Below are 23,732 nucleotides of genomic sequence, written 5' to 3'. Positions count from 1 at the left end.
GCGCGCCACTGAAGGGCAGCCCTCGTGACTGACACTGTCGACAAGATGCCGACGCCGGCACTGCCGCCGGACCAGATCAAGGCCATACCCGTACGGCACTACGGCCGCTGGGTGGCCGGCGCCGCGGTCGTCGCGGTCCTCGTGCTGATCGGGATCGCGTTCTCCAACGCGAAGATCAACTACAGCATCATCCCGGACTATCTGACGGACGGGACCATCCTGTCCGGCGTCTGGCACACGCTGTACATCTCCGTGCTCGCCATGGTGCTCGGCCTGGTCCTCGGCGTCATCCTCGCGGTGATGCGGATGTCGTCCAACCCGGTGACGAGCACCGTGGCCTGGCTCTACATCTGGTTCTTCCGCGGCACGCCGGTCCTGGTCCAGCTCCTGCTCTGGTACAACATCTCGCTCGTGTTCCCCATCCTCAACCTGGGGTTCTACAAGGACGAGATGAACCAGGTGATGACGCCGTTCCTGGCGGCACTGCTCGGCCTCGGCCTGAACGAGGCGGCGTACATGTCCGAGATCGTGCGCGCGGGCATCCAGTCCGTCGACATCGGGCAGACGGAGGCCTCGCACGCGCTGGGCATGACCCAGGGCAAGACGCTCAGGCGGGTGATCCTCCCGCAGGCGATGCGCGTGATCGTGCCGCCGACGGGCAACGAGTTCATCAACATGCTGAAGACCTCGTCGCTGGCCTACGCGGTGCAGTTCAACGAGCTGATCAAGCGGGCCACGGACATCTCCAGCACCTCGCTGGCCGTGGTGGAGATGTACTTCGTGGCGTCGATCTGGTACCTGATCCTGACCAGCGTCTTCAGCGTCTTCCAGTACTACCTGGAGCGCCGTTACGCTCGTGGTTCGACGCGCAACCTGCCGCCGACTCCGTTCCAGCGCCTGAAGAAGAACCTCCGACTGTTCGGTTCGTTCAGCCGCCCGGAGGTGGCCCGATGACCAGTTTCAGCAAGGGCACGAGCGGCCACCCCATGGTCAAGGCCGAGGGTGTGCACAAGTCGTTCGGACTCGCGCACATCCTCAAGGGCATCGACCTGGAGGTGAACCCGCGTGAGGTGTTCTGCCTGATCGGTCCGTCCGGCTCCGGCAAGTCCACCTTCCTGCGGTGCATCAACCACCTGGAGAAGATCAGCGCCGGCCGGCTGTACGTCGACGATCATCTGGTCGGCTACCGGCAGAAGGGCGACAGGCTCCACGAGCTGAAGGAGAAGGAGGTCGCGGCGCAACGGCGGGACATCGGCATGGTGTTCCAGCGCTTCAACCTCTTCCCGCACATGACGGCGCTCGAGAACGTCATGGAGGCGCCGGTCCAGGTCAAGCGCGAATCCAAGGCTGTGGCCCGGGAGCGGGCGGAACGGCTCCTCGACCGCGTAGGGCTCGGTGACCGTAAAGGGCACTATCCCGCGCAGCTCTCCGGCGGTCAGCAGCAGCGTGTCGCCATCGCCCGCGCGCTGGCGATGGAGCCCAAGCTGATGCTCTTCGACGAGCCGACCTCGGCCCTCGACCCCGAGCTCGTCGGTGAGGTGCTCGACGTCATGCGGGACCTCGCGGAGGACGGCATGACCATGATCGTCGTCACCCACGAGATGGGCTTCGCCCGCGAAGTGGGCGACTCGCTCGTCTTCATGGACGACGGCGTGGTCGTCGAGTCCGGGCACCCTCGCGAGGTCCTGACGAACCCGCAGCACGACCGGACGAAGTCCTTCTTGTCCAAGGTGCTGTAACGCACGCGGGAGAACGTGCGAAGGGGCGGTACGGGATCCTCGTACCGCCCCTTCGCCATGCTCCGCTACGGGCGCAGCTCCGGCCTCAGCGCCAGCTCACGCAGCTGCGACCGGCTCAGCGGGAACGACTTGAGCAGCGGTCCCTGTGAGCCCTGGCCGAGGAAACCGGTCGAGTCGTGAATGTCCAGCATCGTGCCGTCCTTCAGGACCAGTTGCGCGTCGAGCTCGCTGCCCCACCGCGTCGCGCTGTCCTCGTCCCAGTTCCACTGCCAGAGGTGGAGCACGCCGCCGTCGACCTGCTCGGTGGTGCAGTTCAGCTTCAGGGGCGTCTCGTGCGGCATGTCGCACGGCGCCGGGTCGGGTGTCGCGTGCTCGGCGGCGTGCACCGTGATGATGCCGACCCCACCGTCCCTCGCGACCGTGTACTCCCCGTCGTACGACCCGACCGGCTTCGGCTTCTTGCCGAACTTGCCGATGGACACGCCCTTGAGCAACGGGCCCAGCCGCACCTCCCGCACCTTCCCGACGTCCCCCGGGAGCAGCTTCGCGAACCCGGCCGCCCCACCGCCCAGCTCTCCCGCCGTCGGCGACGCGGCCACGTTCTCGCCCTGCCCCCCCGGCAGGACGCCGGAACCGACGACGACGCCCGCCGCGACGGCCGCCGCGACCATTCCCGTCGCCGCCGCGCGCCGGCGCCGGCGCACCCGGGACGCCCGCGCGAAGACGGCCTCGCTGCCCGGGCTCACCGGCACCGGCACCGTGTCGACCGCCCTCCCCAGCAGCTCTCGTACCACTTCGTTCTCGCTCATGCGTATTCCTCTTCCTCCCGCACCGCGGCCCTCAGTGCCGCGAGTCCCCTGGCCGTGTGGCTCTTGACCGTGCTCTCCCGCATCCCGAGCAGCTCGGCGGTGGCGGCCACGCTCAGGTCGTCCCAGAAGCGCAGCACCAGCACCGCCCGCTGTTTGGGCGCGAGTTGTGCGAGAGCGGCCCGCACCATCAGTCCGGTGTCGCTGTCGATCAGCTGCCCCGGAACGTCCGGCAGGTCGCCGTATGCGTGCTCCCGCCGCCAGAACCTGCGGCGGGCCGAGATGAAGGTGTTGACCAGCGTCCTGCGCGCATAGGCCTCGAGGTTCTCCAGCCGCCCGTGCCTGCGTGCGCCGAGGACGACCTTCACAAGCGTCGTCTGGACGAGGTCCTCCGCCTCGTCGCGGTTGCCGCACAACAGGTAGGCGCTGCGGAACAGCGCCGTGCGCCTGCCCTCGACGAAGGCGTGCAGAGCCGCTTCCGCGCCCCGCGTCATCCCTCCCCCTCTCCGCCGGTCCCCCGGCTCCACGGACCGTCTCACCCGTACCAGTGCGGCGGGACCCCTCCCAGGACGCAGCAGAGGCGGTACGGATTTTCCGTACCGCCTCGATCCCGCCGTCCCGGGGTCCTACTTGAGCGCGAGGAGCAGCGTGTCCGAGGGCGAGCACCACACCGGCCGGGCCTCCGTGAAGCCCTTCTCGCGCAGTACGCGCGCGTGCCGCGCGGCGGAGGGCATGTCGCCGTCCGCGTGCTCGCCGTAGATCTCGAAGCGGCGGGCCGTGGGACCGGCCAGGACCGGGTCCTGGCCGGCGACCTCCCACCACTCGGCCCAGTCGAGCGCTCCGTCCCGCTTGGCCTGATCCATGCGCCCGTGCCGCTGGGCGCGCTCGGCGGCGTTGATCCGGGGCGTGGTGTCGTCGATCATGTGGTCCGCGTTCATGAAGACACCGCCGTCGCGGACGAGTTCCGCGACCTGACCGTAGAGGGCCGCGAGGGGTTCGCTGTGCAGCCAGTGCAGGGCCGTGGCGGTCAGGACGGCGTCGTACGCGTCATACGGCAGTGCCGCCGCCCAGTCGGGGTCCTTGAGGTCGGCCGTGACGAAGGAGACACGCTCGTCCCCCTCGAACGTGCCCCGTGCGATGGCGAGCAGGGCCGGGTCGAGGTCGACGCCGGTGCTGGTGGCGTCGGGGAACCGGCGCAGCAGCCGGGCGGTGATGCTGCCGGTGCCGCAGGCGAGGTCGAGGACGCGGGGTGCGGTCCCGACGAGCGCCTCGACCATGTCGAGCATGATCCGGAAGCGTTCCTCGCGGTCCGGCATGTACCACTCCTGCTGCCGGTCCCAGCTCTCCTGCCACGCGGCCCAGTCGGTGCCGGTCGTGGTCGTCCGCGCGTCCGTCATCGCAACTCCTCCACAGCGAAGATCCCGCAATACCCTGGAAGTAATACCCTGTAAGCACGACCGTCTGTTACCCGACCGCAGTCACGACCATAGAGTGCCTCCGTAAGGACTACAAGTGGAACTGGCCTATTACTCGGATTACGCCGTGCGCCTCGTCAACAGCGAGGAACCGCTCCGGGGCAAGGACTCGCTGACCTCGGTCGAGGCCGTCCGCGACCTGTTCGGCGGCAACCAGTCCGCGGCCCGGCGCGCCACGGACGCCGACGTCACGCGCTTCCGCTCGGTGCGGACCCGGCTGCGCGCGGTCTTCGAGGCCGCCGACCAGGGCGACGAGACCCTGGCTGTCGACCTGCTGAACTCGCTCCTCCTGGAGTTCCCGGTGAGCCCGCAGATCTCCGGGCACGACCACCGGGACGACGACGGCCGCCCGCTGTGGCACATGCACCTGGCCGACCACCCGTCGAACGCCACCGCCGGGTACGCGGCGATCGCCGCGATGGGCCTGGCGTTCCATCTCACCGAGTACGGTGTGGACCGCCTGGGCCTGTGCGAGGCGGCCCCCTGCCGCAACGCCTACCTCGACACGTCCACGAACCGCTCCCGGCGCTACTGCTCCGACCGCTGCGCGACCCGTGCCAACGTGGCCGCCTACCGCGCCCGGAAGCGCCTGGAGGCCGACCGGTCGGAGAAGACGGGCCTGGCCGCCGACAGCGCCCAGCGCACCAGCGCGAGCGGCGACCGCTGATCGGCCCGGCGCGGCCGGTACCGGAAGCGCACCCGCCCCAGCACCAGATCCTCCGGTACGACCCCGTAGTCGGTGCTGTCCCCACCCGCGTAGGCGTTGTCCCCGAGCACCCACCAGCCGCCCTCGCGCAGCTCCACGGCGCGCTTGACGACCAGCAGGTCCTGCTGGAACGGATGACGCAGGACGACGATGTCACCGGGCCGGATCATGGCGCCGTACTGCACCACGAGCCGGTCCCCGTGATACAGCGTCGGCACCATGGACGGCCCCGTCACCTCGGCCAGTCCGAAGGGCAGGGCCGCCCTCCCCCGCTCGGTCTCCTGCGACAGCTCCGGCATCGCCGGCACCTCCCCGGTCCGTTCCTCCACCAGTCCCAGTCTGACCCCGGACTTTTGTCCTAAGCCCTAGGGGGCACTCGAGAAAACCCGCCTTCCAGGGAGTAATGTCCCACCTGAGAAGACGATCACGAGGAAGGAATGCTCCATGCTTTCCCGCCTGTTTGCCCCCAAGGTCAAGGTCAGCGCGCACTGCGACCTGCCCTGCGGTGTGTACGACCCGGCCCAGGCCCGCATCGAGGCGGAGTCGGTGAAGGCCGTCCAGGAGAAGATGGCCGGCAACGACGACCCGCACTTCCAGGCTCGCGCCACCGTCATCAAGGAGCAGCGCGCCGAGCTGGCGAAGCACCACGTCTCCGTGCTCTGGAGCGACTACTTCAAGCCCCCGCACTTCGAGAAGTACCCGGAGCTGCACCAGCTCGTCAACGACACGCTGAAGGCCCTGTCGGCCGCCAAGGCGTCCACGGACCCGGCCACCGGCCAGAAGGCCCTGGACTACATCGCCCAGATCGACAAGATCTTCTGGGAGACGAAGAAGGCTTGATCTCTGCCTAGGCCGCCTGACCCGCACTTTCGCGGGTCACATCGCCTAGCTGTCCGCACCCGGTCCGCAGGCCGCCGAGCACGGCGTCCATGACGGCCCGGGTGCGGTCTTCTTCCCCAGGCCAGAGGTGCGCGTAGATCCGCAGCGTGATGACGGCGGACGCGTGCCCGAGGACCAACTGCACCTGCTTGACGCTCGCGCCGCCAGCAATGAGCGCGGAGGCGTAGAAGTGCCGCAGGTCGTGGGTCACCATGTGTGGCAGCTCGACGGGCTTGCGGCCCTCCCGCTCGGCGGCCTCGTTCTCGGCCGCCTGGAGCGTTTTTCGAGCCCCATTCCACTCGGTCTTCCACCGCCGGTAGTTGAGCGGCTCGCCCTCCTCCATCGTGAACAGCCACTCCCTGGACGGACGTGCTGCGAGATGCGCGAGGAGCGCATCGGTGACGACCTCCCCGACCGGGACCGTACGCCGGGACTTGGCGGTCTTCGGCGGGCCGATCTTCCCGGACTGAAGCCGCTGCCGATCGACCCGGATGGTGCCGGCCTTGAAGTCGACGTCCGACACCTTCAGGCCGAGCAGTTCACCGATGCGCAGCCCTGATCCGGCGAGGGTGACGATCGCCGCGCGGATGTACGGCGGCATCACACGCGCCATCGCCTCGACCTGCTCGACCGTCGGCGGGGTGACCTCCTCGTCCGGCATGGCCGGGAGGGTGATCCGGCGGCACGGGCTGGAGGCGATGACCTTGTCGTCCACGGCCGCCGTCATGACGCGTACGAGGACGTCGTAGACGTTCCGCACGCTGCCGGGGCCGAGCTGGTCGGAGAGGTGCTTGAAGAGCACCTGGATGTCGTTGCGGCGTATCGCCGCCATGGACCGGGCGCCCAGCGCTGGCACGAGGTGGAGCCGGAGCGCGTTGTCGGTGATGCGCTCGCCCGCCTCGCTGGCGATGAGCGAGCCCTCCCACTTCTCGGCGTACTTCTCGAACGTCACGCGGCCGGCGCGGGGATCGACGTACTGGCCGGTGACCATGCTGGCCGTGACCTCATCGAGCCAGCGCTGGGCATCGAGCTTCCGCTCGAAGTGGCGGGCGTGCTCTTTGCCGTCGAGGTCGCGGTAGCGGGCCCGCCATTTGCCGTTGGGGCGCTTCTGGATGTTGGCCAAGTGGCCTCTCCTTCGTGTCGGTTGTCAGTAGTGGCCGCCGTCCGCGATGTCGTTGCTGAGCGTGCGAGCGTCCCGCTCGTCGCCCATGAGGCGGAGGCACTGCTCGTGGATGGCCCGCGAGCTGTCGGGGTGGGCCTTGATGTGGTCGGCGATGGCGACCACGGCGTGGTGGAGGCGGTCGCGCGCGTCGCGGGCCTCGTAGAACGCTTCGACGGCCTCTTGGACGAGCCGCCGGCTGTCGATGTCGAGCCCCTCCAGGGGTGGCGACATCAGCTCTTCGAGGGGGAGCTCGAAGACGCGGGAGAAGGCGAGGGCCTCGTCGAGGTTGATGCGCCGGCGAGGGGTGCCGTTCTCGATGCGCCAGACCGCCGTCTGGTTCATCTTGACGCCGGCTCTGGTCACCCGCTCCGCCAACTCGGTCGTGCTCCACCCTCTGACCTCGCGCTCCAATGCCACGCGCGCGGCCACGTTCCCCTCGCTGTAGAGCAGCGGCACCTCGCCGCCCTCGGGCCTGTCGCCTGCCATCGAACCTCCATCACCACCGTCGCTATCCGAATTGAAACATGGGCTTCCCGATTTGGGTAACCGGGGATCGTCGGGTACAACTCTATGCAGATCGAATCGCCACCTAGCCGAATGGGAATGCATGCGATACCTGACCACCGCCGAGGTCGCCCAGCGCTACCGCACAGCCGAGAGCACCGTCCGCTACTGGCGCCACATCAAGAAGGGGCCGCGCGGCATCAAGGTCGGCAAGCGGGTGCTGTACCCCGAGGCCGAGCTGCTGCGCTACGAGCGCACGCTGATCGCCGGCCAGGAGGAATGGGGCCTGGCCTCGTGAGCCGCCGACGGGCCCGGACACAGCAATGGCCCCCGGCGCGCCAACGCCGAGGGCCGGAGATTCCCCTGCACGCCGCCCATCCCTGAACGAACGAACCGGTGAGGGGCGGGACCTTGCCTGTCCCGTCCTTCACCTGAGAGGAACGTCGATGGAGGACTCTACGTCCCCCGCCACCTCGAACACATCCCACAAGGTCGTCTGGCCTGCCGCTGCGGTCCCCGGCCAGGGCATCCCGTGGCACCGTCCGGACCGAGCGGACGACCGGTCCACCTCTCCGGGGACCGGCGACCGACCGGACCGTGCCGCTGGTCCGGTCGGTCCGGTCGGTCCGGTCGGTCCGGTCGGTCCGGTCGGTCCGGTCGGTCCGGTCGGTCCGGTCGGTCCGGTCGGTCCGGTCGGTCCGGAACGACCCGCGACCGAAACCCGGACCGGAGTTCCGGACAACCCGGACCAGGAACCCGGACCGGCGGAGAACGCGCAGCTCAGTGGCCTACCGGACCGGACCGGGAACCCGGGCCATGGACCCGGTCCGGAAGCCGAGGACCGGACGGAGAGTTCTGGTCAGTCGGCCGGCGAACCCGGACCGTCGGTCCGGGTTGACCACGGTGCTCCGGGGACGGTCCCCGAACCCGGACCGGGGACTGGGGGCCGCGAGGGTGCCAGCCTCAAGGCGGACCGGGACCAGGACGGGACCGTCGTACTGGACGAGCTGCGTGCCGCGATCGGCCGGTACGTCGTGCTGCCGAGCGAGGAGGCACTTACCGCGGTCACCCTCTGGGTGGCGGCCTCCCACATTCAGCCCGCCCTCCAGCACGCGCCGCGCCTGGCGGTGGTGGGGCCGACCAAGGGGTGCGGCAAGTCCCGGGTCCTGGACGTGCTCCACGAGACCGTTTCCCGGCCGATGATGACCGTGAACACCTCGCCGGCGGTGGTCTTCCGGATCATCGGCGAGGACCCGCCGACGCTGCTGGTGGACGAGGCCGACACCATCTTCGGCCCCAAGGCCGGCGACAAGGAGGACCTCCGGGGCCTGCTCAACGCCGGACACCAGCGCAACCGCCCCGCCTGGCGGATCTCCGGCCCGGAGCACAAGCCCACCGCGTTCCCCACCTTCGCCATGGCCGCGCTGGCCGGGATCGGCGACCTGCCGGACACGATCATGGACCGCGCCGTCGTGCTCCGTATGCAGAAGCGCAAGCCCGGCGAGAAGGTCGCCCCCTTCCGCTCCCGGCACTCCGTCCCGGAACTGAACGCGCTGCGCGACCGGCTGTCCGCATGGCTGACACCGCTGCGCGGGGCAGCGCACCGGCTGGTGCCACCGATGCCGGTCGAAGACCGGGCTGCCGACACCTGGGAGCCCCTGGTGATCGTCGCCGACCTGGCCGGCGGGCACTGGCCCTCGCGGGCCCGTGCCGCCTGCCTGGCGATGACGCGCAACGAGGTGGTCCAGGACGAGCAGACGACGCTGAAGACGCGGCTGCTGCGCGACGTCCGCCGCGTGTTCGAGCAGGAGGGCCACAGGGAGGCTCTGCGCAGCCAGGACCTGCTCGCCGCCCTCATCCAGGACGCCGAGGCGCCATGGGCCGAGTACGGCACCAAGGGCCTGAACGCCTACCACCTGGCCAACCTGCTGCGCGACTTCGGCATCAGCCCGGCCAACCACCGCTTCGAGAACGGCCGGCAGGCCAAGGCGTACGCCCGCAACCAGTTCCTCGACGCCTGGGCCCGCTACTGCCCCGACCCCGCCCAGCCGGCCCCCGCAACCGGCGAAGCCGCGCCCACACGTCGGGCCCAGGGCAAGCCACTGGCCCCTCCGTCGGGGACGTTGCCCATCGGCCCGCCTGGCGGGCCTGCCGGCCCCAGGCCCACGCGCTGACACCAGCTCCGTATCAATCCGTCGCATCCGTCCCTGCGCAGGTCAGCGCGGGGACGGAGTTCCTCGCCGATACGGATCACTCCGTACCTGCGACCGCCTCCGTACCTGTCCTGACCAGCTACGGGACGGATGCAACGGACGTGACGAAGCCCCACCCCACACGACTACCGGAGCAGCACCATGCCCGAAACGAGCACCGAGAACACCCCCACCCGCCGCCGCAAGGGATTCTTCGGCCTGACCCGTCGATCAGCAGCAAGCTGGAGCGAACGAGCCTCTAACGAGGCTTCGTCCGCGCTTGCCCCCGCCCCAGGGGTGGCGGAGGAGAAGGCCGAGCGCCAGGGGGCGCCCGAGCCGGAGGAGGGCACAGCCGAGACCAGCTGCCCGCCCGCGCCCGACTCCGCTGCCCCTCCCACCCAGCCGCCGGCCGACGTCCAACCGCCCGCCGAGCAGCCCTCCTGGCGAGACCTCGACGCCCCCGTCCTGCCCGCACTGATGAACCGCAAGCGCACCGTGGAAAAGCGCGACCAGGAGAAGACCATCCGCTTCACCCGGACCGCTGTAAGCGTGATCAGCGCCGCCGCTCACCAGCGCGGTCAGAAGTTCGCCGGCTTCGTCGGCGACGCCGCCCTCGCCGTCGCCCTCGGCGGGGCAGGACTGGTCGGCAGCCCGGAGGACGATCCCCTCCGCCCGCTGATCGAGGCCGTCGAGGCACACACGGTCGCGCTCAACCGCATCGGCGGCAACCTCAACCAGATCACCGCAGCCATCCATCGAGGAACGGTGCCCGAGCGTGCCGAGGCCGTGCTGGACCACGTCGAGCAAGCCGCCGAGAGCAGCTACCGACTGATCGACCAGCTCCTGGCAGAGGGCACCGCGCATGGTTCCTGACGTCTCCACCGGCTCCGACACCCGCGGACTGATCGCCTACCTCTTCGGCCCCGGCCGCCGCGACGAACACACCGACCCTCACATCGTCGCCGCCTGGGACATGGCCGGCGCCCCCGACCCCGGCCGCGACCCCAAGGCCACCTACTCCCAGCTCGCCAAGCGCCTCGACCACCACGTCGACCTGCGCACCCGCGAACTGGGCGGCAAGAAACCATCCCAGCACGTCTGGCACTGCCCGGTCCGCACCGCGCCCGGCGACCGCTACCTCACCGACGCCGAGTGGGCCGAGGTCGCCCGCCGCATCGTTCACGCTGCCGGCGTCGCTCCCGAGGCCGACGAGAAGGCATGCCGGTGGATCGCGGTGCGCCACGCGGACGACCACATTCACATCATGGCCACCACTGTCCGCGCCGACGGACGTCGCCCGCGCACCCACCGCGACGGACAGCGGGCCCAAGCAGAGTGCCGCAAGATTGAGGCCGAGTTCGGCCTGCGCCGCCTGAAGTCCGGCGACCTCACCGCGCCCCGCACCCCCACCGGCGCCGAACGCGCCAAGGCCGAGCGCCAGGGCCAGACGGTCATGGCACGGCACTGGCTGCGCGAGCGGGCCTATGCGGTCGCCGCCGCTGTACACACCGAGGCCGACTACTTCACCGTGCTGCAGTCCCTTGGCATCAAGGTCAAAACCCGCCACGGCCCCGAGACCGGCGACGTCATCGGCTACAGTCTCGCCGCCCCCGGCGACACCAACGCGGCCGGCGAACCCGTCTGGTACGGGGGCTCGAAACTCGCCCCCGACCTCTCCATCAACCGCCTACGCGAACGCCTCCCCAACCAGAAGGCGGCCGACCAGCCCCGGTGTGCGGCGGACTCCACCGACTCATGGCGGCACACCACCACCGCCATGCACCCGGCACGCACCGTCCTCGACTCCGGCGATGATGCCGCCGCCCAGGGCTACCTGGCCGCCTTCGGCGACACCCTGTACAACATCGCCAGCGCCACGACCGGCCCACACCGGGTGGAACTACGATCGGCAGCGATGGCGTTCCACCGCGCCCGCCACTCCGCCACCCACGCCGACCACCAGGCCGCCACCGCCCTGCGCAAGGCCGCCAAGGAACTCGCCTACGCCTCCAACGAGCCGGGCGGACTCGCCATCGCCCTGCTCTTCGCCACCGTGCACCTGGCCCGCGCCGCCGCCAAGTGGCACGAACAGCACGGCCACGAACAACAAGCGGCAGCAGCCGAAGAAGCCCTCCGCCACCTCCAGGCGGGCTACCAGCAGGCCGCCACACCCGTCCTGGCGGACCTGGCCCGCCGCACACCCCGCCCAGAAACCGCCAGCCGCTTCGAGGCCGCCATCCGCCACACCATCCCCGCCCAAGCCGACCGCATCCTCACCGACCCAGCCTGGCCCGCCCTCGTCACGGTCCTCGCCTACGCCGAGTCCGCCGGCCATCACCCTCGCCAGCTCCTGGCCCAGACCGCCTCCGAACGCGAACTAGACACCGTCGAGCATCCGGCCCAGGTCCTGATCTGGCGCATCACGTCCCAGCCCAACAAGCGGGTACAAGCAGCACGCCAACAAGGAACCGTAGGTGTCGGCCGACCGATGCCCGCGCCTCGCGCCGCATCCACCCCACCGTCCGTGAAAGCAAACGGAATACCGCCTGCGGAAGGACCACGCTTTCGACGGTGATGGAGCTTCCGAAGCCGTCTTACCGATCAGTCCCAGTAGGACGGCGGCTGATCTACTCGACCGCCCCTGTGGGGTGTGGGGATGTAGTTATCAGCACCGTCTGGGAGGGAGGCGACGCACTCCGGCGAGCAGGCGTTGACCAGCAGCGGCAACACGTCTGTGGCCACGCGCAGGGAGATCCACACCTGCTGAAGTCCGCCTTGTGCAATCGGGCCGTCGCAGACGCTGCAGCCTTGGAGGGCTGTGGGACCCCAGCGCCCGGGATCCAGACGTTCCGGATCAAGGCCCGTGAGTGAGTCCGGGGACGACGTTAGCTTCGGGAAGGGCGGCCGGAGCTTGAAGTTGCCGAAGAGGGCTCGCGTGCTCACCGTACTGCGGGTCAATCGTCGGCAGCGAGTGATCTCGTAGGGGAACCAGTGCAGCCGGTAGGAGGTGTACGGGGTGAATTCCTCCAGGCTGGTCATGGCCCCGATCTCAGGCGGGAGCCGGACCAGGTTGCTGCCGTAGAGCACGAGGTGTTTGACCGCCGTCAGCTTGGCGATGGTCGGCGGCAGGGTGACGACCTGCCGCCGCTCCTCCGGGCTCAGCTCGATCAGCGGCTTGAACTCCTCGCGCCCGTCGGCGGCGGCCTCCTCGACCAGCTCCAGCAGATGTCGCCAGCCCGGCGCGGTGGGGTCCTGCCGCTCGGCGTGGAACCCGACGCGGGCTCGCGGATGGGGCCTGGACTGGTCGAAGCAGGAGCAGAGGTCCCGGAAGGTCCCACGCCCTCCCAGCACTGGGTCCGAAACATCGGCCCATCGGTTCGCAACAACCTGCGGCTCTCCCCTGTCCGTCATGGCGCCACGGTATCGAGATCGTCGCAGGCCGTCGCAGCGAATATGCGACGGGATAGCGGACTGCCACAACCTCCGGCATATGCGGCCGTACCGCTCACTACGCTGGCAGGCGTGAACACGCCGTCGACCCCACGACTGACCCTGGACGCCGCCCGTGCCCTTCAGGGCATGCTCCGAACCGAGATCGGACCGGGGCTCACCGAGCGGGAGCTCGACGCGGTCGAGGCGCGGTTCGGCTTCACTTTCTCGGCGGATCACCGGGTCTTCCTCTCCGCCGGGCTCCCGCACGGCTCGTCGCGGTGGCCCGACTGGCGCGACGGCGACCCCGGGGACCTGGCCGGGCGGCTGGCGTGGCCGGTGGAGGGCGTGCTCTTCGACGTGGAGCACAACGGGTTCTGGCATCCCGCCTGGCCGTCGAGGCCGGCGGAGACATCCCAGGCACTGCGCGCCGCGAGGACCGAGCTGGGGAGCGTGCCGCAGCTGGTCCCGGTCTACGGGCACCGCTACCTGCCCGGCACGGAGGGCGAGCACGGTCACCCCGTCCTGTCCGTCTACCAGACCGACATCATCCTCTACGGGAACGACCTCACCGACTACATCCACCACGAATTCGCCGGCCGATCGAGCGGCCTCCTCGCCCACGCGACCGTCGACTTCTGGTCGTACTTCGTGGAGGGCGGACCGGGTATCGACGTCACCGCGCCCACGCCGTTCACTCCGTACGCCGTGACCGCGCAGGAGGCCGTCGACTGCATCCGGATGCTGGCCCTGGAACGCTTGATCGGCCGCCGACACCGCCCGGAGCAGCTCATCGAAGCCGGTCTCACGGCCCTGGTCCTCGGCGTCGAGACAGAGTCCCTCCCCCTCCTCGCCGGCCTGTCACGCTCCGAGCACGAGCAGGCCGACGCCCTTTTCAACCAAGTGCTGGGCGAACTCGGCCTGCTCCAGGACCTCCCGGCCGACACCACTGACCTCCCCTGGGAAGCGGCCCGCTGGGAACTCGTCCGCTGGTGGCTCCGGCTGATCGTGAACGGCAGCCTGGCCTCCGGCGCCGGCGCTGACCTGATCACATACGAAGGGTGGGGCGCACTGGCCCGCCCGCAGCAGCTCAAGCCACTGGTCGAGAAGACCGACGCCTACAACGACTGGGCGGCGATCCGACAGGGAGACCGGGAACACCTGGCGGAACAGATCGTCGAGGAGGCGGGCCGCCTGCTGGACGGGCCCTGGCCGCCGCTGGACTGATCTCAGCGGCGGCAGACGAGGATCCCTCCAAGGCAGGTGATCTCGTACGCGCCGTAGCGGACGATGTGGTCGGCAACGAGTGTGCGGGCGCGGTCGATGGTCGCGTCGAAGGGCACGTCGTGCTGATCCGCCCAGGCGCGGTACGAAGCCATGTGGGCGATGACAGGCTCCGGGTCGTGGACCGCGATGGTCCCCGGCAGTTCGACAACCTCTACGCGGCTGAACTCCTCGCCGAGGAAGGCCGGAGCCTTCTCCAGGGAGAAACGGGCGCTGAGCGAGATCCTGGCCGGCCCGCGGTCGATGCCGAGGACGTCGCCGGCGGCCCGCTGCCAGAGGTCGTCTAGTTCGGCCTTGTCGCGGTCGCCGTTGGTGGAGGCGACCACCAGCCCGTCGCGGGCCACGACCCGGGCCAGTTCCCTGACCGCCTGGGGGATGTCGGGCACGTGGTAGAGCATGTGAAGCGCGAGAGCGGCATCGATGCTCCCCGCCGCCAGCGGAAGCCTCGTCGCGTCCGCCACGGCAACCGGGCCGGGGACGCCGGCAAGGATTCCGGGGGCAATGTCGAGGCCGAGCAGGGACAGATCGGGGCGGTCCTGGCGGAGCCGCTGGATGAACTTGCCATTGCCACAGCCGATGTCGACGACGCGCCCGCGTACGTCGCCCAGCCGCTCGGCGACGAGGCCGGGCAGGTCATACCGAGGCGTCTGCCACTGGTAGAGCGACTGCCGGGCGGCCAGGTCCCGGTCTCCGTTGTAGGCACTACCCGCAAGGCGGCCCCGATCGGTGACGGCGGCGTCGTGGGCAGCGGACAGGTCGGTCACGTCGGCAACTCCGGAGGGTGGGCGGCGGGCAGGGACGCACGGACGGCCGTGTGCTGGAGTCGGTCACGCAGGTGTACCGCCTGCGCGGCTCCACCGTACTGCGGCCGTTCCAGCTCCCGCCCGAGAACAATGAGCCGGCGCACGATGCTGGCCGACATGCGCTCCGGCGAGGCTGTAAGGACGAAGCCGAGCATCTCCTCGGTGCCGTCCAGGTCACCCAGGAGCAGATGTCCATGGGCGAGGTCGAGGTGCGAGGCGAACAGGTCTCCCACGGACTGGTCATCGCCGTCCGCACCGCGATAGAGCCGGATCGCCGTTTCAGCGCTGACGATGGCCTTCTGAACGCGTTCCTGTCCGCCTACGGCCAGAAGGGTCGTCCCGGCGTAGGCGAACTGCTTGGCGACCGGAAAGTCGAAGACTCCCGGCACCTCGTCCCGACCCGAGACCGTCTCACGGGATCGTTCAGCATCTGACAGGGCGGCGAGCGCCCCAGCCGAGTCGCCGACTATCGCCAACGCCCGAGCCTCCAGACTCGCCAACCGTGCACCGATGCTGCCACTCGCCCTGTGGCGCAGACCGGCCTGCGCCAGCCGGGCCGCCTGCTCGTACCGACCGGTCCAGTACGCGATCAACGACTCCACGGCCCGTACCCAGGCCAGCATCCCTTCGTGCCCGGCAGCCTCGGCGCAGGCCCGTGCGGTACGGGCATGAGTGGCGGCGGAGTCGTAGTCGCCGAGGTCGAGGCAAACGTGCGCGGACAGGCCGCAGAGGCGAGAGGCGGAAAGGTAGAGGTCCGTGGTCTGCCTGGGGTGCTGGCGCCCGCGCAGCAGGTCGAAGACTCCGTCCCGTAACCGCCTGATCTCGACGTACTGCTCCATCAGCGGGTGGCTGACGTACGTACGGGCGAGCCGACCGACGTCCGCCTCCAACTGCTCGACGACGAACTCGTCAGCATTGCGGTGCGCGATGAACCGAGCGAACTCGGCCGAACGCACCGCATCCTCCGACAGTGGATCTCCACGAACGCAGGTGTCCTTGGGTGACGGCGCGGACAGCACGATCTCGGCATCGGTGGCGTCGGCCGCGTCACGCCGCCCCTTACTTGTGGCAACGGCCTGGTCGAGCAGGGCGACATCGACACCGAAGATCTGCGCCAGGTGCCTCCGGGCGTAGGGAATCGGGATCCGCGCTTCGCGCTCGTAGCGTCCGATCTCCTTGCCGGTCTTCGCGGAGCGCCCTTCCAAGGCGTTGAACTCGTCGGCGACCCTCTGCTGGCTCCAGCCGCGCGCGGTACGCAGCCAGACGAGCAAGGCGCCGATCCCGGTGTCGCCCATGCCGTCCCCCAGGAACACGTGACCTCTGGCCCCCATAGTGGCCCCCGTCTTGGCCCCCACGCTGGCTCCCGACCCAAATGAGTTAAGTCGCTTTGCTGTTGACCATGGCAAGCAGACTCACCAACCAGGCGACCGATGCCGCCCCAGACCTCCTTCCGGGCACGGGACGGCACCGCACCATGCTCTTCCCCCGTCGCCGGACCACGCCGCGTACCGCTCGCGACTTCGTCGCCGCCACGCTGACCGAATGGGGTGAGACGAGCCGCCTTGACGACATGCGGCTGTGCACCTCGGAGCTCGTCACCAACGCCGTGCTTCACGGGGTGCCTGTGGGCCGACTGGTCCTGGTACGGGTCGACTCCCTCGACGCGGAGCTGCGGATCGAGGTCCACGACAGCGGCGAGAACAGGCCGACGAAGCGCGTTCCCGAGGAGTCCGCCCTCGACGGGCGCGGTCTGCTGATCGTCGCCGCGACCGCCGACAGCTGGGGCGTGAAGGAGCGGACGGGCCCCGGAAAGTGCGTCTGGGCCGCATTCGACCGTGCCAAGAACGGGGCCGCGTCCCTGCCGCCCCACACCGCCGGCCCCCAGGGAGGCACCTCGTGACCACCCATCCCGTCTCTCCGAACACCGTTCTCGCCAACGCCCTCCACCACGCCGAGGACGTCCTGACCCCACGCATCCTGGCTTCCCCGCCCGAGCGGATCGTGCTGGTCGTCGGCACCCAGATCAACGGCGCTCCACACATCGGCACCTCGCTCGTGCAGTCCCTGGCCTTCGCCATGGCCGCCCGCCTGCGCGACCGCTTCGGACTCCCCACCGAGGTGCTCTTCAGCGCCCTCGACAACGCCCCGTACAAGCTGGCCACCGACCCGGCCAGCGGACACGGCTACCAGCGCGCCTACGCCCAGGCCCTCGGCGAGCAGGCCCTGCTCGACCTCGTCACCGCCCTCTACCAGCCCCTCTTCACCGCTCTGTCCAGGCGCCTGGGCATCCCTCACCGCATCGAGACGTACACCCAGCAGCAGGCCGGCGAGCACTACCGCCGCACTTGGCTCCGGCTCCTCCCCCGCATCGACGCCGCCCGCTGGTGGCTCGCCCCCTCCACAGGCACCCCGCACCTCCGCGTCCCCTGCCCGCACCCCGATTGCGGCTGGGCCGAGAAACACGCCGAACGCACACGGGCCCACCTCACCGGCCCCGAGACAGCGCAAGTCTCCGCCGTCTGCCTCCACCACGGCCCGTACGAGGCCACCATCACGCCCACCGCCGGCGGCTACCTCGACCTGGCCACGCTCTACCGCAACCTGGTCAAGGAACTCGCCCTGACCAGCCCCCAGGGCACCCTGCACGTCATGGTCAAGGGCGGCGACTGGGTCTTCGGCTCCCACCTCGTCGACGAGGCCCTCCAGGCCGTGGGCCTCACGCGCACCCAGCTCCCGGCCCGGCTGTTCTGCCCCCAGGTCGTCACCGACACCGGCGCCAAGCTGTCGAAATCCCTCATACGAGAAGGCCGTGCCCCCTTGCCCGAGGGCGCCGCCCCCTGGATGCTCGACACCCGGCAATGGCCCGGCACCGTCACCGAGTACGCCGACCAGCTGCTCGCCATGACCGAGACCCTGCTCTCCGACCCCCGCCACTTCTTCCGCTCGTACTCGGCCGCCGAGATCGGCCGCCTGATCACCGCACCGTCCCCCAGGAGCGTCCCGTCCCGATGACCGACCGCACTGCCCGCGTCCGCGAGCTCAACCTCTACCGCCAGTACTTCGAGCTCGTCGCCGCGGGCACCAAGACCATCGAGGTGCGGGTCAAGTACCCGCACCTCGCGGACCTCGCCGCCGGCGACACCATCCGCTTCCGCATCAAGGACACCGACGAGACCTGCGACGTCGAGGTCCTCCGCGTCACCGAGTACCCCGACTTCGAGGCCCTCCTCGATGGCGAAGGCCCCTCCAACGTGAACCCGACCGCTGCCCGCAACCAGCAGCTCGCGAACATCCGCACCATCTACGGCCCCGAAAAGGAAGCCCTCGGCGCACTCGCCATCGAAATGAAGCTGACTCACTGAATCGTGCATCCGCGAAGGGGGGTCCGCGGGGGCTATGCGTCCGCCACCTTGACCGAGGTCGGTATGTGGCTGCGGAGCGACCGCTGTCAGTGACGGAGGGCAAACTGCCGCTATGAGAGCCTCCTCTTCCACCGCACCCAATGACTCCCAAACCCCCCTTGTATGGGTGGAGTCAATGGGTGGCCCCTTGATCGTCATCCCCGTCTCCGCGCTGGACGCATGGCGCGGATGCACAGAGGACGGGATGGTCCTGTCTGACGGACCCGACCCGGACGACTACGACAGGGCCTGCGCTGTGAACGATCTGGCCGACACAATCACGGTCGGTGAAGAAGGAACGCAGGCCCTGGTGCTGGGGGACGAGCCAGCCACCACCTGCTACATCCCTGAGCATCGCGTCTTGGTGCGCTGGCTCGCCGCCAGCTCCGAGGCCGAGCTCAAGGCCGCAGCAGAAGCCATCCTCACCGATCCTGCCACCCCGTGGGAGGAATGCGGAACGTGGACCACAGACGGCCCCGCTGTGCTCATGGACTCCGCCGAAGCGGGCACTGATCTGAACGTGGAGTATCCGGATGGGGGACTTCCCGCACAGGCAGCGGTTTCCCTGCCCGCCGGCCACTGGAGGGTCCGCGCCATCCACGCCAAGGCCGACGAGGAGAACTGGGTCGGTCTAGTTCAGATGTTGCCCGCCGGGGACTGAGTCGAAAGAGACTGGGAGCCTCGGGAAACTGGGATGGCCAGGAGGTGCAGCTCGCGGTCTCACCTACCAACCTGACGCGGCCTGCTCGTCCGGTCCGACCCAAACAGACACCAGCCCAATCGCCTCTTCTTCTTGGGCACCCGGTCCCCAGCCACCCATCACTGAAACCCCTGGCCCGGGTTGCGGGTTCCCTGGAAAGTGCCTCGCACGCAGACCAAAGAAGAGCGGTTTCTCCATGCCCATCCGGTCAAAACGCAAGACTGGCGCACTGCGGAGGAACGGATAGCGCGCACTCATAGCCTCCTCGTCGGTGCCCGAAAACAAGGCAACGTGCAGCCGCGATGTTTCCTCCCCCGGCGCTGGAGCCACCACATCGACCTGTGGCCCAGCCGTACTCAGCGGGCGGTCAAGCATCGGAAGCCCTGCCAAGTCGAAGCACGTGATGGTTGCAATGTGGCCACCAGAAGGATCATCGAGTCTGGGGCCCTGGATGGGAGGCAAACGGAACTGCTTCTCGCGAGGACCAACGTAGGCGTGCGTCTGTCCGCTGTGGTGGAGCGAGAGCTTGGCCTCCCCGAATTTAGCGTCACGGTGCCGCTGTGCAGTCATCGTCGTCGTGCTGTTCGGCGCCACAGACGGCTCCACAGCACCCTTGGCCGTCCAGCCTCCACCTAGATAAGGGCGTATGTAGAGGCTCGCGTCACTCGGATTGGAAGGAGAGGCCCAGGACAGATGGGCAACCAGGGCATGGCCTCCCTGGTACGAGGAGACGATCTGAATGCTCTCTAGAGCATGTGCCGCGGCTTGGCTCGACAGTTCACTAGTCACAGCCTGGCACCGTAGCGCTTCATCTCCGGATGCGTCCCTCTACCGACTGGCAGCGCAACCGTCCCCGGCCAGTCCGCACACAGTCCGCAGGACACCCAATCAAGACCATCACGCCCCATCGCTACCCAACACCAAAAGGCCAGGTCAGCGACCTGCGGCCATCATCGCCGCAGGTCACCGACCCACCCCGTTACTAGGAGACCAAGAAGGCCTGAGCCCTCTTCCGCTCCTTGTCTGCTTGCGGAGGGACCCGGCCGGGAATCCGGCCGGGTCCCTCCGCCATGCCGGGGACCGTTCACCGGGGCCGCACCTCAGTGGAACTGAGGCACGATCAGACAGATCCCGTACGCCACCACCGCCGCGCAGGCCAGGAAGCACAGCCCCGCCTGGGCCATGCCGAGGACGGAGGTGCCGGAGTGCTCGCGGGTGTCCTCGTGGCGGGCGACGCCGAGGACGCCCACGGCGAAGACGACGACCACGGCGATGGTGACACCGATGCTCACCGCGGTGACCTCACCGAGTGCGGTCCAGTCCAGATGCATTGACAGCCTCCGTCGTTCAGGCGACCGGGCCGACGTGGCTCGGCGCCGGCTTGCGGATGGTGACCTCGTGGTGGTCGTTGACGTTGTTCGCGGCGACCGGGTTGCGGCGCGCCACGGCGAAGATGCCCGCGGCGACGGCGGCCGCGACCAGGGCGATGATCGCGGTACCGATGTCCCCGCCGTGCTTGACCACGCTCGCCGCGACGCCGCCGACCAGCGCCGCCGAGGGCAGGGTGATCAGCCAGGCCAGCGCCATCCGGCCCGCGATGCCCCAGCGGACCTCCGCCAGCCGTCGGCCCAGGCCCGCGCCGAGAATGCTGCCCGAGGCGACCTGGGTGGTGGACAGGGCGAAGCCGAGGTGCGCGGAGGTGAGGATGACGGTCGTCGAGGCCGTCTCCGCCGCGAAGCCCTGCGGGGACTGGATCTCGGTGAGGCCTTTGCCCATCGTGCGGATGATCCGCCAGCCGCCGAGGTAGGTCCCGAGGCCGATCGCCAGGCCGGAGGTCCCGATCACCCACACCGGCGGTCCGGCGTCGTGGCCCAGCGCCCCCGCCGAGATCAGGGTCAGCGTGATGACGCCCATGGTCTTCTGCGCGTCGTTCGTGCCGTGCGCGAGCGAGACGAGCGAGGCCGACGCGACCTGGCCGAGCCGGAAGCCCTTGGTGACGGACTCCTTGCGGGCCCGCGCGGTCAGCCGATAGGCGAGATACGTCGCGGTCAGCGCCGCCAAGCCCGCCACCACCGGCGAGGCCACGGCCGGGATCAGGATCTTCTCGACAACCTTGTCGAAGTTCACGGCGCCGGACCCGGCACCGACCCAGACGGCCCCGATCAGGCCGCCGAACAGCGCGTGCGACGAGCTGGACGGCAGCCCCGCCAGCCAGGTCACGAGGTTCCACAGGATCGCCCCGATCAGGCCCGCGAAGATCATCCCGGGCGTGACGAGGGCGTCGTTCACGATGCCGCCGGAGATGGTCTTGGCTACCTCGGTGGACAGGAAGGCACCGACGACGTTGAGGACGCCGCTGATCAGGACCGCGACTCGCGGCTTCAGCGCACCGGTGGCGATGGACGTCGCCATCGCGTTCGCCGTGTCATGGAATCCGTTGGTGAAGTCGAAGGCCAGAGCCGTGACGATGACGACCGCCACGAGGAACGTGATGTGGTCCATCTCACCAGGTAAGCAGGCCTGGACCAATGCCGGGCGGATGACAGGCGACGGGCTCTTCGGCAACACGCGCGGACCGGATGGAGGCACTCGCATGCCATGCTGGTGCGGTGACCATCGAGGATCTGGTCCGGCTGCGCCGGGCACGCGACCGCATGGACCGCGAGTACGCCGAACCGCTCGGCATGGCCGCCCTCGCGCGCACCGCCCTGATGTCCCCCGGTCACTTCCAGCGCAGTTTCCGCAAGGCCTTCGGCGAGACGCCGTACAGCTATCTCATGACCCGCCGCATCGAGCGCGCCAAGGCGCTGCTGCGCCGTGGCGACCTCTCCGTCACCGAGGTCTGCCTCGCCGTCGGCTGCACCTCGCTCGGCTCCTTCAGCTCGCGCTTCACCGAGCTGGTGGGCGAGACTCCGAGCGCGTACCGGGACCGCTCGCACGAGGAGAGCACGGTGATCCCGTCCTGTGTGGCCCGCACGTTCACCCGCCCACGCCGCAACCGCTACTGAGCCGAGCACGACCGATCCGAGCACGGCCGGTCCCGCCGACGGGCGGGCGTGAGCCGGGTCGGCGGCCTAGCGTGAGCACATGGACGTGAAACTCAAGACGTGCTTCATCGCCGTGGACGACCACGACAAGGCGCTCGCCTTCTACCGGGACGTACTCGGTCTGGAGGTGCGCAACGACGTGAGCTTCGAGGGAATGCGCTGGGTGACCGTCGGCTCGCCGCTCCAGCCGGACGTGGAGATCGTGCTCGAGCCGCCGGGCGCGAACCCCGACGCCTCCCCCGCCGACCGGCAGGCCATGGCCGAGCTGCTCGCCAAGGGCATGCTGCGCGGGGTCATCTTCTCCACCGCTGACTGCGACGCGCTGTACGCACGGGTCCAGGAGTCCGGCGCCGATGTGATCCAGGAGCCGATGGACCAGCCGTGGGGCGTGCGCGACTGCGCGTTCCGCGACCCGGCCGGGAACCTGCTGCGGTTCATGGAGCAGCCCCAGGTCTGAAATTCGGGGCGGGGGGAGGCGCCCCCGTGCCTACGATCACCGCATGAGCATCCGCTGGACCTACGCCTTCGCCGACCGGCCCATGGGCCTGCTCGACGAAGCCCGCACGTTCTGGACGGCCGTCACGGGCACCCGGCTCTCCGAACCCCGCGGTGAACACGGCGAGTTCGTGACCCTCCTGCCGGACGACGCCGACGCCTGCGTGAAGCTGCAGGGGACCGGCTCCGGCGACGGCGGGGCCCATCTCGACCTCTGCACCGAGGACACCGGCGCTTTGATCACGGCAGCCCGGCGACTCGGCGCGGGCATGGTGGCGGAGCACGAAGGATGGGCCGTACTGCGGTCGCCCGCCGGGTTGTTGTTCTGTGCCGTGCCCTGGCACGGGGAGGCGGTACGGCCGCCGGTGGCGGCCGGCAGCCGGCTGGACCAGGTGTGCCTGGACGTCCCTCCGTCCGCGTACGACGCCGAGGTCGCCTTCTGGGCGGCACTGACCGGCTGGGACCTGCTGACCAGCGCGCTCCCGGAGTTCCGGGTGCTCAGGCCGCCGGCCGGCATGCCGGTCCGCGTTCTGCTCCAGCGGCTCGGTGAGCAACGGCCCGCCTCCGCCCACCTCGACATCGCCTGCGCGGACATCGGCACGACGCACGCCCGCCACGAGACCCTCGGCGCCACCCGTGTCGCCGACGGCCCCCACTGGCGCGTGATGCGCGACCCGGCGGGCGGCACGTACTGCCTGACCGGCCGCGACCCGGAGACGGGCGGACTGCCGCGGCCACCGGTTCCCGCCGCCTGACCGCGCCCTGCCCCGTCACCCCCAGGGCTCGACGTCCACCACCGCGTCCACCGGGACTGGCCCGTACACGTGCGGGAACTCCTCGGCGCCCGGCTCCACCGCCTCGTACTTCACCGGCACCCCGAGCCGCCCCGGGTCCACGACCAGGACCACCAGTTCGTCCGGGCCGTCGTAGGAGCCGTACAGGAAGGCCGCCACGCGCGGGAGTTGGTCGCGGGTGGAGAAGTGGATGAAGCCCTGCTCGTGGAGCGTGCGGCCCCGGGTCGACATCTCGTAGGTGCCGCGCTCACGGGCCGCGTCCCACAGGGCGCGTTCGGTGATGTGGACGATGTACGGGAGTTTGGTCATGCGGCAA

The 23,732-nt window shown here is 69.6% G+C and carries 28 protein-coding genes; 16 read left to right on the top strand and 12 right to left on the bottom strand.

What is annotated here, in order from left to right:
• Positions 1 to 24: 24 nt before the first annotated feature.
• Both IEZ19_RS10930 and IEZ19_RS10925 read left to right on the top strand, forming a co-directional pair.
• Entirely contained in the window at positions 25 to 954 is a 930-nt protein-coding gene (locus IEZ19_RS10930) for an amino acid ABC transporter permease (RefSeq protein ID WP_229840174.1), read from the top strand.
• Positions 951 to 1,739 (top strand): amino acid ABC transporter ATP-binding protein, encoded by a 789-nt coding sequence (locus IEZ19_RS10925; RefSeq protein ID WP_308428944.1) that lies wholly within the window; start codon positions 951 to 953, stop codon positions 1,737 to 1,739. The genes IEZ19_RS10930 and IEZ19_RS10925 overlap by 4 nt, the downstream gene beginning before the upstream one ends.
• Positions 1,740 to 1,804: 65 nt before the next feature.
• On the opposite strand, the gene IEZ19_RS10920 is transcribed toward IEZ19_RS10925, so the two are convergent.
• The 3 genes from IEZ19_RS10920 to IEZ19_RS10910 all read right to left on the bottom strand — a co-directional run bounded on the left by IEZ19_RS10920 (position 1,805) and on the right by IEZ19_RS10910 (position 3,942).
• Positions 1,805 to 2,548 (bottom strand): hypothetical protein, encoded by a 744-nt coding sequence (locus IEZ19_RS10920; protein ID WP_189310917.1) that lies wholly within the window; start codon positions 2,546 to 2,548, stop codon positions 1,805 to 1,807.
• Complete coding sequence (locus IEZ19_RS10915) at positions 2,545 to 3,039, bottom strand: sigma-70 family RNA polymerase sigma factor (RefSeq protein ID WP_189310916.1); 495 nt, start codon at positions 3,037 to 3,039, stop codon at positions 2,545 to 2,547. Before IEZ19_RS10915 ends, IEZ19_RS10920 begins: the two co-directional genes overlap by 4 nt.
• Before the next feature lie 132 nt (positions 3,040 to 3,171).
• Complete coding sequence (locus IEZ19_RS10910; RefSeq protein ID WP_189310915.1) at positions 3,172 to 3,942, bottom strand: class I SAM-dependent methyltransferase; 771 nt, start codon at positions 3,940 to 3,942, stop codon at positions 3,172 to 3,174.
• 115 nt (positions 3,943 to 4,057) lie between these two features.
• On the opposite strand from IEZ19_RS10910, the gene IEZ19_RS10905 reads away from it, so the two are divergent.
• Positions 4,058 to 4,687 (top strand): CGNR zinc finger domain-containing protein, encoded by a 630-nt coding sequence (locus tag IEZ19_RS10905; RefSeq protein ID WP_189310914.1) that lies wholly within the window; start codon positions 4,058 to 4,060, stop codon positions 4,685 to 4,687.
• Here the strand turns inward: IEZ19_RS10905 and sodX are convergent.
• Positions 4,591 to 5,025 (bottom strand): nickel-type superoxide dismutase maturation protease, encoded by a 435-nt coding sequence (gene sodX, locus IEZ19_RS10900; protein WP_189310962.1) that lies wholly within the window; start codon positions 5,023 to 5,025, stop codon positions 4,591 to 4,593. The two genes, IEZ19_RS10905 and sodX, sit on opposite strands and share 97 nt — an antisense overlap.
• Before the next feature lie 145 nt (positions 5,026 to 5,170).
• Between sodX and sodN the strand changes: the two genes are divergently transcribed.
• Positions 5,171 to 5,566, top strand: coding sequence for a superoxide dismutase, Ni (sodN, locus tag IEZ19_RS10895; RefSeq protein ID WP_004983535.1), 396 nt, complete (start codon positions 5,171 to 5,173; stop codon positions 5,564 to 5,566).
• Positions 5,567 to 5,573: 7 nt separating this feature from the next.
• Here the strand turns inward: sodN and IEZ19_RS10890 are convergent, their stop codons facing one another.
• The gene (locus IEZ19_RS10890) at positions 5,574 to 6,728 is read right to left on the bottom strand and encodes a tyrosine-type recombinase/integrase (protein ID WP_189310913.1); all 1,155 of its coding nucleotides are present in this window, start codon (positions 6,726 to 6,728) and stop codon (positions 5,574 to 5,576) included.
• Positions 6,729 to 6,752: 24 nt separating this feature from the next.
• The gene (locus tag IEZ19_RS10885; RefSeq protein WP_189310912.1) at positions 6,753 to 7,253 is read right to left on the bottom strand and encodes a helix-turn-helix transcriptional regulator; all 501 of its coding nucleotides are present in this window, start codon (positions 7,251 to 7,253) and stop codon (positions 6,753 to 6,755) included.
• A gap of 121 nt (positions 7,254 to 7,374) precedes the next feature.
• On the opposite strand from IEZ19_RS10885, the gene IEZ19_RS10880 reads away from it, so the two are divergent.
• The 4 genes from IEZ19_RS10880 (at position 7,375) to IEZ19_RS10865 (ending at position 12,038) form a co-directional block, all read left to right on the top strand.
• On the top strand, positions 7,375 to 7,569 hold the full coding sequence (locus IEZ19_RS10880; RefSeq protein WP_189310911.1) for a helix-turn-helix transcriptional regulator: 195 nt from the start codon (positions 7,375 to 7,377) through the stop codon (positions 7,567 to 7,569).
• A gap of 700 nt (positions 7,570 to 8,269) precedes the next feature.
• Positions 8,270 to 9,445, top strand: coding sequence for a DUF3631 domain-containing protein (locus IEZ19_RS10875; RefSeq protein ID WP_229840203.1), 1,176 nt, complete (start codon positions 8,270 to 8,272; stop codon positions 9,443 to 9,445).
• Between the two features lie 315 nt (positions 9,446 to 9,760).
• Positions 9,761 to 10,336, top strand: a complete 576-nt coding sequence (locus tag IEZ19_RS10870; protein WP_189310961.1) for a MobC domain-containing protein — start codon at positions 9,761 to 9,763, stop codon at positions 10,334 to 10,336.
• Entirely contained in the window at positions 10,326 to 12,038 is a 1,713-nt protein-coding gene (locus IEZ19_RS10865; RefSeq protein WP_229840172.1) for a relaxase/mobilization nuclease domain-containing protein, read from the top strand. Before IEZ19_RS10870 ends, IEZ19_RS10865 begins: the two co-directional genes overlap by 11 nt.
• 26 nt (positions 12,039 to 12,064) lie before the next feature.
• Here IEZ19_RS10865 and IEZ19_RS10860 read toward each other — a convergent pair whose 3' ends face one another.
• The gene (locus IEZ19_RS10860) at positions 12,065 to 12,874 is read right to left on the bottom strand and encodes a leucine-rich repeat domain-containing protein (protein ID WP_229840171.1); all 810 of its coding nucleotides are present in this window, start codon (positions 12,872 to 12,874) and stop codon (positions 12,065 to 12,067) included.
• A 111-nt stretch (positions 12,875 to 12,985) separates the two neighbouring features.
• On the opposite strand from IEZ19_RS10860, the gene IEZ19_RS10855 reads away from it, so the two are divergent.
• On the top strand, positions 12,986 to 14,119 hold the full coding sequence (locus tag IEZ19_RS10855; RefSeq protein ID WP_229840169.1) for an SMI1/KNR4 family protein: 1,134 nt from the start codon (positions 12,986 to 12,988) through the stop codon (positions 14,117 to 14,119).
• A 2-nt stretch (positions 14,120 to 14,121) separates the two neighbouring features.
• On the opposite strand, the gene IEZ19_RS10850 is transcribed toward IEZ19_RS10855, so the two are convergent.
• Entirely contained in the window at positions 14,122 to 14,940 is an 819-nt protein-coding gene (locus IEZ19_RS10850; RefSeq protein ID WP_189310909.1) for a class I SAM-dependent methyltransferase, read from the bottom strand.
• Complete coding sequence (locus IEZ19_RS10845) at positions 14,937 to 16,274, bottom strand: helix-turn-helix domain-containing protein (RefSeq protein WP_189310958.1); 1,338 nt, start codon at positions 16,272 to 16,274, stop codon at positions 14,937 to 14,939. The genes IEZ19_RS10850 and IEZ19_RS10845 overlap by 4 nt, the downstream gene beginning before the upstream one ends.
• A 104-nt stretch (positions 16,275 to 16,378) precedes the next feature.
• Here IEZ19_RS10845 and IEZ19_RS10840 point away from each other — a divergent pair, with 104 nt between their 5' ends.
• The 4 genes from IEZ19_RS10840 to IEZ19_RS10825 all read left to right on the top strand — a co-directional run bounded on the left by IEZ19_RS10840 (position 16,379) and on the right by IEZ19_RS10825 (position 19,041).
• Positions 16,379 to 16,879: an ATP-binding protein gene (locus IEZ19_RS10840; RefSeq protein ID WP_189310908.1), complete on the top strand. Its 501-nt coding sequence runs from the start codon at positions 16,379 to 16,381 to the stop codon at positions 16,877 to 16,879.
• Positions 16,876 to 17,991 carry a hypothetical protein gene (locus tag IEZ19_RS10835; RefSeq protein WP_189310907.1) on the top strand — a complete coding sequence of 372 codons (1,116 nt, stop codon included), beginning with the start codon at positions 16,876 to 16,878 and terminating at the stop codon, positions 17,989 to 17,991. The genes IEZ19_RS10840 and IEZ19_RS10835 overlap by 4 nt, the downstream gene beginning before the upstream one ends.
• The gene (locus tag IEZ19_RS10830; protein WP_189310906.1) at positions 17,988 to 18,341 is read left to right on the top strand and encodes an ASCH domain-containing protein; all 354 of its coding nucleotides are present in this window, start codon (positions 17,988 to 17,990) and stop codon (positions 18,339 to 18,341) included. Before IEZ19_RS10835 ends, IEZ19_RS10830 begins: the two co-directional genes overlap by 4 nt.
• A 112-nt stretch (positions 18,342 to 18,453) precedes the next feature.
• On the top strand, positions 18,454 to 19,041 hold the full coding sequence (locus IEZ19_RS10825) for an Imm21 family immunity protein (RefSeq protein WP_229840165.1): 588 nt from the start codon (positions 18,454 to 18,456) through the stop codon (positions 19,039 to 19,041).
• Between the two features lie 1,139 nt (positions 19,042 to 20,180).
• Here the strand turns inward: IEZ19_RS10825 and IEZ19_RS10820 are convergent.
• Positions 20,181 to 20,411, bottom strand: coding sequence for a hypothetical protein (locus IEZ19_RS10820; protein ID WP_189310904.1), 231 nt, complete (start codon positions 20,409 to 20,411; stop codon positions 20,181 to 20,183).
• A gap of 16 nt (positions 20,412 to 20,427) precedes the next feature.
• Entirely contained in the window at positions 20,428 to 21,582 is a 1,155-nt protein-coding gene (locus IEZ19_RS10815; RefSeq protein ID WP_189310903.1) for an inorganic phosphate transporter, read from the bottom strand.
• 107 nt (positions 21,583 to 21,689) lie between these two features.
• On the opposite strand from IEZ19_RS10815, the gene IEZ19_RS10810 reads away from it, so the two are divergent.
• The 3 genes from IEZ19_RS10810 to IEZ19_RS10800 all read left to right on the top strand — a co-directional run bounded on the left by IEZ19_RS10810 (position 21,690) and on the right by IEZ19_RS10800 (position 23,377).
• Positions 21,690 to 22,088 (top strand): helix-turn-helix domain-containing protein, encoded by a 399-nt coding sequence (locus IEZ19_RS10810; protein WP_189310902.1) that lies wholly within the window; start codon positions 21,690 to 21,692, stop codon positions 22,086 to 22,088.
• 79 nt (positions 22,089 to 22,167) lie between these two features.
• Positions 22,168 to 22,584 (top strand): VOC family protein, encoded by a 417-nt coding sequence (locus IEZ19_RS10805; RefSeq protein WP_189310901.1) that lies wholly within the window; start codon positions 22,168 to 22,170, stop codon positions 22,582 to 22,584.
• Between the two features lie 43 nt (positions 22,585 to 22,627).
• The gene (locus IEZ19_RS10800; protein WP_189310900.1) at positions 22,628 to 23,377 is read left to right on the top strand and encodes a VOC family protein; all 750 of its coding nucleotides are present in this window, start codon (positions 22,628 to 22,630) and stop codon (positions 23,375 to 23,377) included.
• A gap of 15 nt (positions 23,378 to 23,392) precedes the next feature.
• Here the strand turns inward: IEZ19_RS10800 and IEZ19_RS10795 are convergent, their stop codons facing one another.
• Complete coding sequence (locus tag IEZ19_RS10795) at positions 23,393 to 23,725, bottom strand: DUF952 domain-containing protein (RefSeq protein ID WP_189310899.1); 333 nt, start codon at positions 23,723 to 23,725, stop codon at positions 23,393 to 23,395.
• Between the last annotated feature and the right edge of the window lie 7 nt (positions 23,726 to 23,732).

The organism is Streptomyces brasiliensis (genome assembly GCF_014647875.1).
Classification (GTDB): Bacteria; Actinomycetota; Actinomycetes; order Streptomycetales; family Streptomycetaceae; genus Streptomyces; species Streptomyces brasiliensis.
This window is presented reverse-complemented; position numbering and strand designations above follow the sequence as displayed.

Bases quoted from the DNA above. Each gene is read 5' to 3' on its own strand.
- IEZ19_RS10925 (WP_308428944.1), top strand. From the start codon at position 951: ATGACCAGTTTCAGCAAGGGCACGAGCGGCCACCCCATGGTCAAGGCC.
- IEZ19_RS10920 (WP_189310917.1), bottom strand. From the start codon at position 2,548: ATGAGCGAGAACGAAGTGGTACGAGAGCTGCTGGGGAGGGCGGTCGAC.
- IEZ19_RS10915 (WP_189310916.1), bottom strand. From the start codon at position 3,039: ATGACGCGGGGCGCGGAAGCGGCTCTGCACGCCTTCGTCGAGGGCAGG.
- IEZ19_RS10910 (WP_189310915.1), bottom strand. From the start codon at position 3,942: ATGACGGACGCGCGGACGACCACGACCGGCACCGACTGGGCCGCGTGG.
- sodX (WP_189310962.1), bottom strand. From the start codon at position 5,025: ATGCCGGAGCTGTCGCAGGAGACCGAGCGGGGGAGGGCGGCCCTGCCC.
- sodN (WP_004983535.1), top strand. From the start codon at position 5,171: ATGCTTTCCCGCCTGTTTGCCCCCAAGGTCAAGGTCAGCGCGCACTGC.
- IEZ19_RS10885 (WP_189310912.1), bottom strand. From the start codon at position 7,253: ATGGCAGGCGACAGGCCCGAGGGCGGCGAGGTGCCGCTGCTCTACAGC.
- IEZ19_RS10880 (WP_189310911.1), top strand. From the start codon at position 7,375: ATGCGATACCTGACCACCGCCGAGGTCGCCCAGCGCTACCGCACAGCC.
- IEZ19_RS10865 (WP_229840172.1), top strand. From the start codon at position 10,326: ATGGTTCCTGACGTCTCCACCGGCTCCGACACCCGCGGACTGATCGCC.
- IEZ19_RS10860 (WP_229840171.1), bottom strand. From the start codon at position 12,874: ATGACGGACAGGGGAGAGCCGCAGGTTGTTGCGAACCGATGGGCCGAT.
- IEZ19_RS10845 (WP_189310958.1), bottom strand. From the start codon at position 16,274: ATGGGCGACACCGGGATCGGCGCCTTGCTCGTCTGGCTGCGTACCGCG.
- IEZ19_RS10840 (WP_189310908.1), top strand. From the start codon at position 16,379: ATGGCAAGCAGACTCACCAACCAGGCGACCGATGCCGCCCCAGACCTC.
- IEZ19_RS10830 (WP_189310906.1), top strand. From the start codon at position 17,988: ATGACCGACCGCACTGCCCGCGTCCGCGAGCTCAACCTCTACCGCCAG.
- IEZ19_RS10825 (WP_229840165.1), top strand. From the start codon at position 18,454: ATGAGAGCCTCCTCTTCCACCGCACCCAATGACTCCCAAACCCCCCTT.
- IEZ19_RS10820 (WP_189310904.1), bottom strand. From the start codon at position 20,411: ATGCATCTGGACTGGACCGCACTCGGTGAGGTCACCGCGGTGAGCATC.
- IEZ19_RS10815 (WP_189310903.1), bottom strand. From the start codon at position 21,582: ATGGACCACATCACGTTCCTCGTGGCGGTCGTCATCGTCACGGCTCTG.
- IEZ19_RS10805 (WP_189310901.1), top strand. From the start codon at position 22,168: ATGGACGTGAAACTCAAGACGTGCTTCATCGCCGTGGACGACCACGAC.
- IEZ19_RS10800 (WP_189310900.1), top strand. From the start codon at position 22,628: ATGAGCATCCGCTGGACCTACGCCTTCGCCGACCGGCCCATGGGCCTG.
- IEZ19_RS10795 (WP_189310899.1), bottom strand. From the start codon at position 23,725: ATGACCAAACTCCCGTACATCGTCCACATCACCGAACGCGCCCTGTGG.